Annotated in this window: 10 protein-coding genes; 2 read left to right on the forward strand and 8 right to left on the reverse strand. The window is 60.0% G+C overall.

The features are described 5' to 3' along the window. Positions 1–134 precede the first annotated feature (134 nt). Both ALFI_RS05705 and ALFI_RS05710 read right to left on the reverse strand, forming a co-directional pair. On the reverse strand, positions 135–2,690 hold the full coding sequence (locus ALFI_RS05705; RefSeq protein WP_009596732.1) for an adenosylcobalamin-dependent ribonucleoside-diphosphate reductase: 2,556 nt from the start codon (positions 2,688–2,690) through the stop codon (positions 135–137). Between the two features lie 228 nt (positions 2,691–2,918). Continuing rightward, positions 2,919–3,293, reverse strand: coding sequence for a RidA family protein (locus tag ALFI_RS05710; RefSeq protein ID WP_014775117.1), 375 nt, complete (start codon positions 3,291–3,293; stop codon positions 2,919–2,921). 77 nt (positions 3,294–3,370) lie between these two features. Here ALFI_RS05710 and ALFI_RS05715 point away from each other — a divergent pair, with 77 nt between their 5' ends. After that, positions 3,371–3,799, forward strand: a complete 429-nt coding sequence (locus ALFI_RS05715) for an META domain-containing protein (protein WP_014775118.1) — start codon at positions 3,371–3,373, stop codon at positions 3,797–3,799. A gap of 82 nt (positions 3,800–3,881) precedes the next feature. Here the strand turns inward: ALFI_RS05715 and ALFI_RS05720 are convergent, their stop codons facing one another. The 6 genes from ALFI_RS05720 to ALFI_RS05745 form a co-directional block, all read right to left on the reverse strand. Beyond that, positions 3,882–4,880, reverse strand: coding sequence for a malate dehydrogenase (locus ALFI_RS05720; protein ID WP_009596748.1), 999 nt, complete (start codon positions 4,878–4,880; stop codon positions 3,882–3,884). A gap of 43 nt (positions 4,881–4,923) precedes the next feature. Beyond that, on the reverse strand, positions 4,924–6,036 hold the full coding sequence (locus tag ALFI_RS05725) for a metallophosphoesterase (RefSeq protein ID WP_014775119.1): 1,113 nt from the start codon (positions 6,034–6,036) through the stop codon (positions 4,924–4,926). Positions 6,037–6,067: 31 nt separating this feature from the next. Further along, entirely contained in the window at positions 6,068–6,664 is a 597-nt protein-coding gene (gene recR / locus ALFI_RS05730; protein ID WP_009596722.1) for a recombination mediator RecR, read from the reverse strand. Further along, positions 6,665–7,483, reverse strand: coding sequence for a tetratricopeptide repeat protein (locus ALFI_RS05735; protein ID WP_014775120.1), 819 nt, complete (start codon positions 7,481–7,483; stop codon positions 6,665–6,667). 8 nt (positions 7,484–7,491) lie between these two features. Further along, on the reverse strand, positions 7,492–9,348 hold the full coding sequence (locus ALFI_RS05740) for a BatD family protein (protein WP_009596752.1): 1,857 nt from the start codon (positions 9,346–9,348) through the stop codon (positions 7,492–7,494). Between the two features lie 76 nt (positions 9,349–9,424). After that, positions 9,425–11,038, reverse strand: coding sequence for a fumarate hydratase (locus tag ALFI_RS05745; RefSeq protein WP_014775121.1), 1,614 nt, complete (start codon positions 11,036–11,038; stop codon positions 9,425–9,427). Between the two features lie 294 nt (positions 11,039–11,332). Between ALFI_RS05745 and ALFI_RS05750 the strand changes: the two genes are divergently transcribed. Beyond that, positions 11,333–12,325 (forward strand): class II fructose-bisphosphate aldolase, encoded by a 993-nt coding sequence (locus tag ALFI_RS05750; protein WP_009596759.1) that lies wholly within the window; start codon positions 11,333–11,335, stop codon positions 12,323–12,325. Positions 12,326–12,650 lie beyond the last annotated feature (325 nt).

Raw genomic sequence — 12,650 nt, forward strand, 5'->3', positions numbered from 1 at the left:
TGTAAAATTATAAATTAATTTTTCAAAATCCATTCATCGACAGCATGAAACGCAAAAACAGAGCCGAAAGCGACTAAAAAAGGCCGAAAACATACGTTTCCAGCCTTTTAATCTCAATATCAAATCTTTTCAGATCAGCCGCATTTCGAATAACCGCACGACATACAGGTCAGACAGCCGTTCTGGTAGGCCATATTCTCCTGTCCGCAGCTCGGACATTTGCCTTTCGACTTGGTGCCGTCCACGATATATTGCTTCAGCGCACGGCAGACGCCCGTCTTCCATGTGTTGATCGACTCGCTGTCCAGATGGAGCGACTCGATGAGCGAAACGGTCTTCTCGATCGGCATGCCGTGGCGCAATACGCCCGAAATGAGTTTGGCGTAGTTCCAGAACTCTTCGTCGAACAGACGCGAGATGCCGCCGATGGTATTCGTATAACCGTAACGGTCGGTATACTGGAAGTCGTAACGCTTGGTGCCGTCGTCCTCGCGGACCTTGATGATGAAGCCCTTGTTGATCTTGCGGGGAATATACATGGCGTCCTCCTCGATCTTACCCGTGAAGACCTCGTAGGGACGTCCGTCCTGAAGTCCCACGAAGGCGATCCAGTCCTCGGTGCCGTTCTTGAACCGCACGATGTCGGCAGGAATCGACTTGGGACGCTTCGCCACTTCGCCGGGATGCCCCTCGCACTTCTTTTTCTTGTTCTTGGAGGCCTTGTCGAGCAGCACACCGTCGCGGCAGCCGTCGCGGTAAACCGTAACGCCCTTGCAGCCGCACTCCCAAGCCGTGCGGTACACGTCGGCGACGAGCGCTTCGGAGACATTGTTCGGCAGGTTCACCGTCACCGAGATCGAATGGTCCACCCATTTCTGGATCGCACCCTGCATCTTGACTTTCGCAACCCAGTCGATGTCATTGGCCGTGGCGCCGTGGTAGGGCGAAGCCGCCACCCACTCGTTCAGCTCGGCATCCGAGATGGTCTCCAGTTTCGACGTATCGTATCCGTTCGCGTCCAGCCACTTGACGAAATTGTGGTGGTAGACGTTGTACTCCTGAAACTTTTCGCCCGTTTCGTCCTCGTAATCGACGTGCGTGTCATGGTCCGAAGGGTTGATCTTGCGGCGACGCTTGTAGACCGTACGGAACACCGGTTCGATGCCCGACGTGGTCTGCGACATGAGCGACGTGGTGCCCGTCGGGGCGATGGTCAGCATGGCGATATTGCGGCGGCCGTTCTTCTCCATTTCGGCATACAGCTCCGGATCGGCCTCGCGGATGCGGGCGATCATCGGGTTGTTCTTCTCCTTCGAAGCGTCGTAGATCGGGAACGCTCCGCGCTGGGCGGCCATCCGGACCGAAGCGCGGTAGGCTTCGACGGCCAGCGTCTTCTGCACCTCGACGGCGAAAGCGATCGCCTCGTCCGAGCCGTAAAGCAGCCCCAGCGCCGCGAGCATATCGCCCTCGGCCGTGATGCCGAGACCCGTGCGGCGGCCCTTCTGCGCCATGGTGCGGATCTTCTTCCACAACTCCAGCTCCACGCGGCGGACCTCCTCGTCTTCGGGGTCGGCGGCGATCTTGGCGATGATCTGCTCGACCTTCTCCAGTTCGAGGTCGATGATGTCGTCCATCATGCGCATGGCCTTGCCGACATGCGCCTTGAACCTGTCGAAATTGAACTTCGCCTCCTTGGTGAAGGGGTTGTCCACATAGCTCAGCAGGTTCATCGCCAGCAGGCGGCACGAATCGTAGGGGCAGAGCGGAATCTCGCCGCAGGGGTTGGTCGAAACCGTCACGAAGCCCTCGTCGGCATAGCAGTCGGGCACGCTCTCGCGGATGATCGTATCCCAGAACAGCACGCCCGGCTCGGCCGACTTCCATGCGTTGTGGATGATTTTATCCCAGAGTTTCTTGGCGTCGATGTCCTGCTCGTATTTGGGATGGTCCGACTTGATCGGGAACTGCTGGTGGTACTTCTTGCCTGCGATCGCTGCGCGCATGAATTCGTCATCGATCTTGATCGAGACGTTGGCGCCCGTGACCTTGCCCGTATCGACCTTGGCGTCGATGAAACGCTCGGCGTCGGGATGCTTGATCGACAGCGAGAGCATCAGCGCTCCGCGGCGGCCGTCCTGCGCCACTTCGCGCGTCGAGTTGGAATAGCGCTCCATGAACGGAACGATACCCGTGGAGGTGAGGGCCGAGTTCAGCACGGGGCTGCCCGTGGGACGGATGTGTGAAAGGTCGTGCCCCACGCCGCCGCGGCGCTTCATCAGCTGCACCTGCTCCTCGTCCATGCGGAAAATGCCGCCGTACGAGTCGGCCGGGTTCTTATGGCCGATCACGAAGCAGTTCGAGAGCGAGGCCACCTGAAAGTTGTTGCCGATACCCGTCATCGGGCCGCCCTGCGGAATCACGTACCGGAAATGGTCGAGCAGCTCGAACACCTCCTCCTTGCTCATCGGATCGGGATACTTGCGTTCGATGCGCTCGATCTCGGCGGCGATACGCTCGTGCATCTGCTTGGGCGACGTTTCGTAAATATTGCCGAAAGAGTCCTTGAGGGCGTACTTGCTGACCCACACCGTTGCGGCGAGGTCGTCCCCTTCGAAATACTTTTTCGACTCGGCGACCGCATCGTTGTATTCGACTTTCTGCGGCGCCACGGGTTTTGCGGCTTTTGACATGACTATATTACTTTATTTCAGAATTTTAGCGTCGGAACGGACAAAGTCCGGTTTTACAAAAATGATTCTTTTATATGGAAAAAACCAGCGACGCACACCAATTTTATCCACAAGTTATTTACAAAAGGTGTAAAAGATGCGCCCCGCATACGTGAGACGCATTTATCGGCCGGCGGAAACCCGCGGCGCCGGTTTCGGCGTGCGGACCGCGGCCCAGAAAAGCACCGGCTACTTCACCGCCACGGCGTCGATCTCGACCAGCGCGCCCATCGGAAGCGCCGCCACCTGATAGCACACGCGGGCGGGCATCCGCTCGGTAAAGAACCGGGCGTAAACGGCGTTCATCGCGGCGAAATCGCCGATGTTCTGCAGCAGGACGGTGGTCTTGACCACGTCGCCGAGCGTATAGCCGCCCTCTTCGAGGATGTGGCGCAGGTTCGTAAGCGACCGGTGCGTCTGGGCTTCGACGCCTTCGTCCATTTTACTGGTGGCGCCGTCGATCGGAAGCTGGCCCGAAACATAGAGCGCGCCGCCGGCTTCGACGGCCTGCGAGTAGGGTCCCACGGCTTTGGGCGCATGGGGCGATGCGATAATCTTCTTCATAACGGGTATTTTTCAAATTTTACACAAAGGTACGATTTATTCCCTATATTTGCACAACACATATATAATAATATACTATGAAGATTTTGCTGAAAATCGCGGCCCTCGCCGCCGTTGCGGCCCTCGCCGCAGGGTGCTGCAGCTGCCGTTCCTACCAGAAGAAAAACCGCAGGCCGCTCGTCGGCACCGAATGGCAGCTCATTCAGCTGGGCGGCAAGGCCGTCAAACCCGAAGAGGGCAAATTCACGCTTACGTTTCTGGCCGAAGAGAACCGCATCGCGGGCATCGGCGCCTGCAACCGCATCATGGGGAGGTACGAAGCGACCGAGAAGGGCGCGCTGAAGATCGGGCCGCTGGCATCGACGATGATGGTATGCCCCGGCATGGAGCAGGAGGACGCGTTCACCAAGGCGCTCGAATCGACGACGCACTACGATATGGACGGACCGATGCTGCTCCTGCTGAGCGACGGCGAACTGCGGGCCGTATTTCAGGCGAAGCCCTGAGACGAAGCACGGGCGCAGCCTGACGACAAAAAAGGGGAGGACTTTCGGACAGTCCTCCCCTTTTTCATACGGCTCGCCGCGTCTATTTCAGGTGCGGATTCAGGCTGCGCCATTCCTCCACGGGCGGGATGATACCCATCGAAATCACCTCGTCGCGCAGTTTGCAGAGGTGTTCGTAGCTGGCGGCGAGGGTCTTGTTCTCCTCGGCCGTGCCCTGCACGTTCTTGTAGCTGACGCCCTCCTTGGTGATCTGGGTCTCCATAGCCATCAGGATATGCTTGAACTCATCGTTGTGCACGAATACGCCGGCCGGATAGCCGAACGGCTTGCCGCCCATGGCCGCAGCGATCATGCAGATCGACAGGTAGGCCGGGCTTTGGAACGACGAGCGGCCGCGCAGGTCGATGATATGCTTGCCGCCCTGAATCACACGCTGCTGCAGGTCGTGCCAGTCGCCTTCGGGCATTTCATGGCCGATCAGCTCCGAAAGAGGACGTCCGGCGACGAGCGTCGTCGAGGCGAAGACGGCCATCTGCTCGCCGTGGCCGCCGTAGGTGCGGCAGTTGCGGATTTCGTCGGGCGAAATCTTGAAATACTTGGCCAGCTCCGAACGCAGGCGCGTGCTGTCCAGCGCGGCAAGGGTCGAAAGCTGCGAGGGACGGATGCCCGCATAGATCAGCGTTACCAGTCCCGTGATGTCGGCGGGATTGAAAACCACGACCACATGCTTCACACCGGGGCAGTAGGTCTTGATGTCCTTGCCCAGCTGCGCGGCGATCTCGGTATTGCCTTTCAGCAGGTCTTCGCGCGTCATGCCCGCCTTGCGCGCCGCGCCGCCCGACGAAACGACATACGAAGCGTCCGTAAGAGCCTCCTTGATATCGCTCGTCCAAGTGATGTTCACCCCTTCGAACGCGCAGTGATAAAGCTCCTCGGCCACGCCTTCGAGCGCGGGAGCGTACGGGTCATACAGGCAGATGTTCGGCGTAAGGCGCATCATCAGCGCCGTCTGGGCCATGTTCGAGCCGATCATACCGGCCGCGCCCACGATCGTGAGTTTGTCGTTTGTCAGAAATTCCATAACTGAAACTATTTTAAATTGGGTACGATCCCGTACCCGGGTCTTATTTGCTGAAGCGGAACGTAAATTCGTTCTTCGCGTCGCGCATCCAAGCGAACTGCCGCGTAGTGGGCGAAATGGCGAACAGGGGCGAGAAAGTCGTCGCCTTCACCGTCACGCCGTCGGGCATGAACTCCAGAATGCGTATCCAGCCGTCGCCGCCGTTACCCTCGTAACCGCCGCCCATCGACTGCGCGTCGAAGAGCATCTGGTGTACGTCTTTTCCGGCGCTGTTTCTGTCGGTGCGGAACCCGCTTCCCGAAATGTGGCCGCAGACCACCAGTTCGATGTTGGAAGCCGGGCGGACCAGTTTCTGCCAGAGATCCTCGCCGTTGCTGGCGTCGGGAAGCGGCAGTCCCTTGATCTTCACGATCCTGCCGTTGCGCACCAGCGGTTCGTAGCTCGTCACCTTGCAGGGGCCGGAAAGCCGCTGGTCCTTGGCATCGAGGTAAGCGTGGGTCATCAGCACGATCCGGTGATCGGCGTACTCCTCCAGCCCCGCCACCTGCTGCGCCCACTTCATCACCGTATCGCGGGGCGCGAACTCCATATTCAGGAAAAGGTAGTCCTTGCCGTCGGGGGCCTTCAGTTCGAAGGCGCAGTTCTCGACGGCGGGATTCTCGTCCGAATCGAGTCCGAACTGGCAGATCGCCGCCGCGTTGAGCGGGTTGCGGCCGATCGGGAAATATTCGTTCAGGTGCGTGCGCCGCGCGCCGCTGCGGGTATAGGTGTAGTCGTGGTTGCCGGTGGCGACCAGATAGGGCACGCGGCCGTCCAGCACGTCGAACGCATCGGCCATGCCCTGCCATTGGCGCACCGAGGTCAGGTCGCCTGAAAAACCGTTGCCGATGCGGTCGTTCTGCTCGACCACGTCGCCCACGCAGAGCACCATCCGAACGTTCAGCCGCTCGATGTTGTCGGCGATCCACGCCGTCATCAGGCGGGCGATGGGCTGGCTGGCTTCGTTCTTGGCATATCCCTGCAGGTCGGGGATCACCACGACGCTCCACGATTCGGGATTCTCCAGCGCGGGTTGCCGGTATTCCTCCTGCGCCGCAGCGGGCAGGCTCCACAACATGGCGGCCAACGCCGCGAGGGTCATTATTCCTCTTTTCATTTTTCGTACCGTTTATTTATCGGGCCGCGAATCATTCGACTTCGCGGCGGTTCCGCAAAGCATGCGTGATGGTCAGCTCGTCGACGTATTCCAGCTCGTCGCCGAAGCCGATGCCGCGGGCGATCGAGGTGACTTTCACGCCGGGGAACTGCCGCAGGCGGTTCATCAGGTAGAAGAGCGTCGTCTCGCCCTCGACCGAGGTCGAAATGGCGAGAATCACCTCCTTCACGCCGCCGCGGGCGATGCGCTCGGTCAGCAGGTCGATCTTCAGATCCGAGGGCGAAATGCCCTGCATCGGCGAAATGACCCCGCCCAGCACGTGGTAGAGACCCTTGTACTGGTGGGTATTCTCGATCGAGAGCACGTCGGCGACCTGCTCCACGACGCAGATCGTGGTCCGGTCGCGCTCGTCGTCCAGACAGATCGGGCACACCTCCTCGTCCGAAAGGTTGTTGCACTCGGCGCAGTATTTCACGTCGTTGCGGAAACGGTCGATGCTCTCCGTCATTTCGGCCACCGACTCCCGCTCCATGCGCAGGATGTGGATGGCGAGACGCAGCGCCGTGCGGCGCCCCACGCCCGGAAGCTTCGACAACTCGCCGACGACGTCCTGTAGTAATTTAGACATTCAGATCGTTTCGATTTTGCGGCACTCCAGCCACCCCTTCTTGCCGTCGGCGATCACCACTTCGCACCAGTCGTCGAGCCGGTTCGTGATCGTCACGACCGTGCCTTCGTGCAGCACGAAAAGGTCGGTGGACGACTTGTCGGGCGAACTCTTGACCGCCGTAGAAGCGGTCATGACCACGGCCGAAGTGTCGTCGAGCATCTCGCGGCGTTCGCCCAGCGCGAACCACGTCGTCAGCATGCACAGCAGCACGGCGACGACGGTGCCGTAGAACCCGGCCTTGCGCAGCGAAAGCCGCTGGGCCAGCAGGTAGACCAGAAACAGCGCCAGCGCACAGGCCAGCAGCACCAGCGAAAGGACGCTCCACGCCGTACAGCTCATCGTGTGGCGGGCTTCGCGCATCCACGTCACGAAGAAGAATTCGGGAATATCCTCGATGTTGTCCTTCGTGCGGGCTTCGGCGACGCTCAGGTTGTGGCGGATGTCGTCGTTGCCGGGAGCCAGCCGCAGCGCCCGTTTGTAATAGAGGATGGCCTTGCCGATGCGGTCCTCCTTGAAGTAGGCATTGGCGAGGTTATAGTAGAGTTTCACGGAGCTTACCCCGCGGGAAAGAATCTCTTCGTAGACTTCGGCGGCCGAATGGAAATTGCCGTTGATATAGGCCGTGTTGGCCATGTCCCACAACTCATCGGTCGTGGGCCGGGGCGCGGACTCGCTCTGCTCCGCCGCCGGCTGCGCAAGGCTGTCGGCAGGCTCCTGCGCATAGGATGCAAGCCACCCCAGCAGCAGGACGAGACAAACTGAAATTCGTTTTTTCATAGCTGTTCCTATCGTTTTATCATCGCTTCGATCCGCGAAATGATATCGACGCCCTCGCCGTAGACCTCGGTCATCCGGGCCGATGCGGCCGGCGAATACTGCGCCTCGTCGCACTTGGTGATGATGGCCGTGAAACGCTGCGACTCTTCGGACGAGACGCCCCGTTTGTGCAGCTCCTCGCGGACGTTCTCTTTCGTGAGGTTGGCGACCGGAATGTTGAACTTGTCGCTCATGTAGCCCCACAACGCGCGGAGCATCTCCTCGTAGAACGCATGGCGGTTCTGCTCCTCCATGTAGCGTTTGGCGGCGCGGAAACGCTGCACGGCGACCTTGTTGGCGCGCTTGCCCCGCAGCAGGGCCACGTTCTGCGACTCGCGGATCTGCCGGCGCAGCGCGACGTAGACCATTGCGAAGAGGATCAGGATGCCGAAGAACAGCACCCAGTAGGCCGCGCTGAAGAGGAACGGTTCGCGGACCGAACGCAGCTGCGGACTGCCCAGCTTGATGAAGCGGATATCCTGTCCGAGCAGCTTGACCTCCTCCTTCGACATGCCGCGGCCCTGCACCACGAGAGCGTCGCCGCCGCCCTTGGCGTCGGGCGTGATCTCCAGCTCCAGCGCCTTCGACTTCAGCGTCATGTACTGCATGCGCGACGGGTCGAAATAGCTGAATTCGACGGGTTCCACCTCGTACGTGCCTTCGGCGCGCGCGATGAAGGGATATTCGAACTGGCGGTAGCCGGAGATGCCGGCCGCAGAGGTGTTGATCGACTCGGTGGTCTTGACGTTATACTGCTCGAACGAAGCGGGGAGCGTCAGTTTGGGGGCCTGCACGAACGTAAGGTTGCCCGTGCCGGAGATCTTCACCGTATAGGTCGCCGCGGAGTTGGCGGCCAGCCGCTCCTGCGGAAGCACGGCGTCCATCGTGAAACTGCCCACGGCGCCGCTGAAGCTGGCGGGAGCGCCCGCTGGCAGCGGCTTGACGGCGATGTTGATGCGCGGACTCTGCACCTTGCGGGGCACGTTGACGAAGTCGGGACCGCCCCCGAAGAAGGGATCCACGTTGCGGCGTCCCGGCACCACGACCTGCGCCACGGCCGTCAGTTCGGCCGGCTCGATCACGAGCGTCCCGGCCTGCTGCGGGTAGAGCAGGTACTCCTTGGCCACGAGCGTCTCATAGACCTTGCCGTTGAAGGTCTCGCGCTGGCGCCGGGCATTGTCGGTATTGAGCTCCTGCGCCCAGAATCCGTTGAACGACGGGAATTTCACGTCGTTGTATCCCACGACCGGCACCCGCTCGTACAGCTTGAACGTCACGCGCAGCGGCTCGCCCTTGTAGACCGAGGTCCGCGACACGACGGCGCGCAGCAGAATGTCGTCCTTGGCGATCTGGTTCTGCGCCGTAACGTCCGGCGAGGAGTCCTCGCGCGGCCGGGACTGCGTGCCGCCGGCGCCGGGGGACTTGCCCTCGTTCACGATCTCGATCGGCAGGGCGTTGGAACGGTAGACGGTGCCGTCCACCGTGACTTCGGCAGCCCCGACGGTGACGTTGCCCGCAGCCTGCGGAAGCAGGACGTAGGTGATCGTGTAATTGATGCTTTTGGTCATCGCTCCGTTGACGATCTGGATCGACTGGCCCGACGACTCGGCCGGGCCGGCGATCACGTCGAATCCGTCGAACGAAGGCGCCTTGAACGTCCCCTTGTCGGGATAGGCGTTGAGCGCGAACTCCACGCGGAACGCTTCGCCGACGGCGACCGTCAGCGGAGAGCTGGCCTCAAAAGTGACCTTCTCGGCAGCCGATGCCGAGAAGATCGCCAGCGCGAAGAGCGCCGTCAGGGATATTTTCGCAATGAAATCTCTCATTGAGCCTTACAATAAAATCTTTCTTCAGATTTTACAACGTAAACTTTTGCCCGTTAGTATATCTCCGGGCCGTTTTTTAATGTTTGAAATCGGCAAAAAAGTCGTTGCCCTTGTCGTCGACGATGATGAACGCCGGGAAGTTCTCGACGTAGATCTTGCGGACAGCCTCCATGCCCAGTTCGGGGAAGTCCACGACCTCGACCGACTTGATCGAGTTCTTGGCCAGAATAGCCGCCGGGCCGCCGATCGAACCGAGGTAGAAACCGCCGTGCTTGCGGCAGGCGTCGGTGACCTGCTGCGAGCGATTGCCCTTGGCCACCATCACCAGCGAACCGCCGTGCGACTGGAACAGATCCACGTAGGGGTCCATGCGTCCGGCCGTCGTGGGGCCGAACGAGCCCGAAGCCATGCCCTCCGGCGTCTTGGCCGGACCCGCGTAGTACACCGGGTGCTTCTTGAAGTATTCGGGCATGGGCTTGCCCTCGTCGAGCATCTGCTTGATGCGGGCGTGGGCGATGTCGCGCGCCACGATCAGCGTGCCCTTCAGGTTCAGGCGCGTCTTGATCGGATATTTGGTAAGGATTTCGCGGACCTTGTCCATGCCTTCGTCGAGGTCGATGTCCACGGCGGGCGACATGGCGGGCGCCTCGGCGGGCAGGAAGCGGGCGGGGTTCTTCTCCAGCGCTTCGAGGAAGATGCCGTCGGGCGTGATCTTGGCCTTGATGTTACGGTCCGCCGAGCAGCTGACGCCGATGGCCACGGGGCACGAAGCCGCATGGCGCGGGGCGCGGATCACGCGCACGTCGTGTACGAGGTACTTGCCGCCGAACTGCGCGCCGACGCCGCTCTCCTGACAGATCCTGAGCACCTTCTCCTCCCATTCGAGGTCGCGGAAGCAGCGGCCTCCCTCGTTGCCCGAAGTGGGCAGCTCGTCGAGGTAGCCGGCCGAGGCCTTCTTCACGGTCGAAAGGCACATTTCGGCCGACGTGCCGCCGATGCAGATCGCGAGGTGGTAGGGCGGGCAGGCCGACGTGCCGAGGTCGAAGATATGCTGTTTGATGAATTTCGTGAGCGACTCCTCGTTCAGCAGCGCCTTGGTCTGCTGGTAGAGGAAGGTTTTGTTGGCCGAGCCGCCGCCCTTGGTGATGAAGAGGAATTCGTATTCCATGCCCGGACGGCCGCCGTAGATGTCGATCTGGGCCGGCAGGTTGGTGCCCGAATTCTTCTCGTCGGTCATCGTGAAGGGCACGACCTGCGAATAGCGCAGGTTGCGGTCCTTGTAGGTTTCGTAAACGCCCTTCGCGATGCACGCGGCGTCGTCGGCCCCCGTGTAGACGTCCTCGCCCTTATGGCCGATGCAGATGGCCGTGCCGGTGTCCTGACAGGTCGGCAGCTCGCCCTCGGCCGCAACGACCTGATTCAGCAGCATGGTGTAGGCCACGAACTTGTCGTTGTCGGTAGCTTCGGGATCTTCGAGGATGTTGCGCAGTTTCTGCAGGTGCGCGGCGCGCAGATAGAACGACACGTCGCAGTAAGCGGCCTTCGACAACAGTTCGAGACCCGCGGGGTCCACCTTCAGGATTTTACGTCCGTCGCACTCGACGACCTTCACGTAATCCTTCGTCAAAAGACGGTACTCGGTTTTGTCCTCCCCCACGGGGAACGGCTCCTGATAAATAAAATCAGCCATAATGGTAGTTTGTTTATGTTTGTAGTATCAATATCCTTGCAATCCTTACAGTCCGCCCCGACGCTTCGACCGCCGCGGGGCGCGGAAGCCCGTCCGCGATTCGGGAATCCCCCGGAGCTAAAGCCATGCAAAAATACAAAAAACAATCCGGATTGCGCAACAATTTCCGGCCGTCTGTTATTTTTTTCACAAAAAGGCGAATAAAATAGCCCGAACAGGCGCAATTAATTAGAATATTTATTAAATTTGTGCGGTTTTTCGAGAGAAACAATTCACTGCATAAATTAAATTACTATGGTATCCTACAAAGATTTGGGTCTTGTGAACACCCGTGAGATGTTCGCAAAGGCCATCAAGGGCGGTTATGCCATCCCGGCATTCAACTTCAACAACATGGAGCAGATGCAGGCCATCATTCAGGCTTGCGTGGAGGCTTCGTCGCCGGTAATTCTTCAGGTGTCGTCGGGCGCGCGCAAGTACGCCAACCAGACCCTGCTCCGCTACATGGCTCAGGGCGCCGTCGAATATGCCAAGGAACTGGGCAAGAACATTCCGATCGTTCTGCACCTCGACCACGGCAACTCGTTCGAGCTTTGCAAGAGCTGCATCGACATGGGCTTCTCGTCGGTGATGATCGACGGTTCGCACCTCCCCTATGAGGAGAACGTGGCGCTCACCAAGCAGGTGGTCGATTACGCACACCAGTTCGACGTGACGGTAGAAGGCGAGCTGGGCGTACTGGCCGGTGTGGAGGACGAGGTTTCGGCCGAGCACCACACCTACACCGATCCCAAGGACGTCGTGGATTTCGTATCCAAGACCGGCGTAGATTCGCTGGCCATCTCGATCGGCACCTCGCACGGCGCCAACAAGTTCAAGCCCGAACAGTGCACCCGCAACGCCGAGGGCATCCTCGTTCCGCCCGAACTGCGTTTCGACATTCTGGCCGAGATCGAGAAGGAGCTTCCGGGCTTCCCCATCGTGCTGCACGGATCGTCGTCGGTTCCGCAGGAGTACGTGAAGATCATCAACACGCACGGCGGTGCGCTGAAGGATGCCGTAGGCATTCCCGAAGAGCAGCTCCGCAAGGCTGCCAAGAGCGCCGTCTGCAAGATCAACATCGACTCGGACGGCCGTCTGGCGATGACCGCAGCCATCCGCAAGATCTTCGTAGACCAGCCCGCCGAGTTCGACCCCCGCAAATATCTGGGTCCGGCCCGCGACGAGCTGAAGAAACTCTACATGCACAAGTGCGAGAGCGTGCTGGGTTCGGCCGGCAAGGCTTAATCCGCAACATTCCGACAAAGAAACCCGGTCTTTCGAGACCGGGTTTCTTTCGTTTCCGGCATGCGTTGCCGGAAAACGGCAGCTCCGGAGAAAAGAGTCGCAAGGGCGCGGAATTCCGGACGCAAAGCGACGCGGAGACATCGGATATACCCCGGTCCGGGCGGGACCGGACAGAGTCATCGGACTAAATAACAAGTACTTAACAGCAACGCCCCACACCCGATTTGACCCCCGGCTTTGTTTTGACAAGAAAGGGGGTATTTCTATTTTTGCTGCCGAGCGGCACTATGCCGATGCCGGACCAATCACAATCAAATCAGGTTAA

It is taken from the genome of Alistipes finegoldii DSM 17242 (assembly GCF_000265365.1).
Taxonomy (GTDB): domain Bacteria; phylum Bacteroidota; class Bacteroidia; order Bacteroidales; family Rikenellaceae; genus Alistipes; species Alistipes finegoldii.

Coding starts and splice junctions, on each gene's coding strand:
- ALFI_RS05720 (WP_009596748.1), bottom strand. CDS start 4,880: ATGGAATTTCTGACAAACGACAAACTCACGATCGTGGGCGCGGCCGGT.
- ALFI_RS05735 (WP_014775120.1), bottom strand. CDS start 7,483: ATGAAAAAACGAATTTCAGTTTGTCTCGTCCTGCTGCTGGGGTGGCTT.
- recR (WP_009596722.1), bottom strand. CDS start 6,664: ATGTCTAAATTACTACAGGACGTCGTCGGCGAGTTGTCGAAGCTTCCG.
- ALFI_RS05710 (WP_014775117.1), bottom strand. CDS start 3,293: ATGAAGAAGATTATCGCATCGCCCCATGCGCCCAAAGCCGTGGGACCC.
- ALFI_RS05715 (WP_014775118.1), top strand. CDS start 3,371: ATGAAGATTTTGCTGAAAATCGCGGCCCTCGCCGCCGTTGCGGCCCTC.
- ALFI_RS05745 (WP_014775121.1), bottom strand. CDS start 11,038: ATGGCTGATTTTATTTATCAGGAGCCGTTCCCCGTGGGGGAGGACAAA.
- ALFI_RS05725 (WP_014775119.1), bottom strand. CDS start 6,036: ATGAAAAGAGGAATAATGACCCTCGCGGCGTTGGCCGCCATGTTGTGG.
- ALFI_RS05705 (WP_009596732.1), bottom strand. CDS start 2,690: ATGTCAAAAGCCGCAAAACCCGTGGCGCCGCAGAAAGTCGAATACAAC.
- ALFI_RS05750 (WP_009596759.1), top strand. CDS start 11,333: ATGGTATCCTACAAAGATTTGGGTCTTGTGAACACCCGTGAGATGTTC.
- ALFI_RS05740 (WP_009596752.1), bottom strand. CDS start 9,348: ATGAGAGATTTCATTGCGAAAATATCCCTGACGGCGCTCTTCGCGCTG.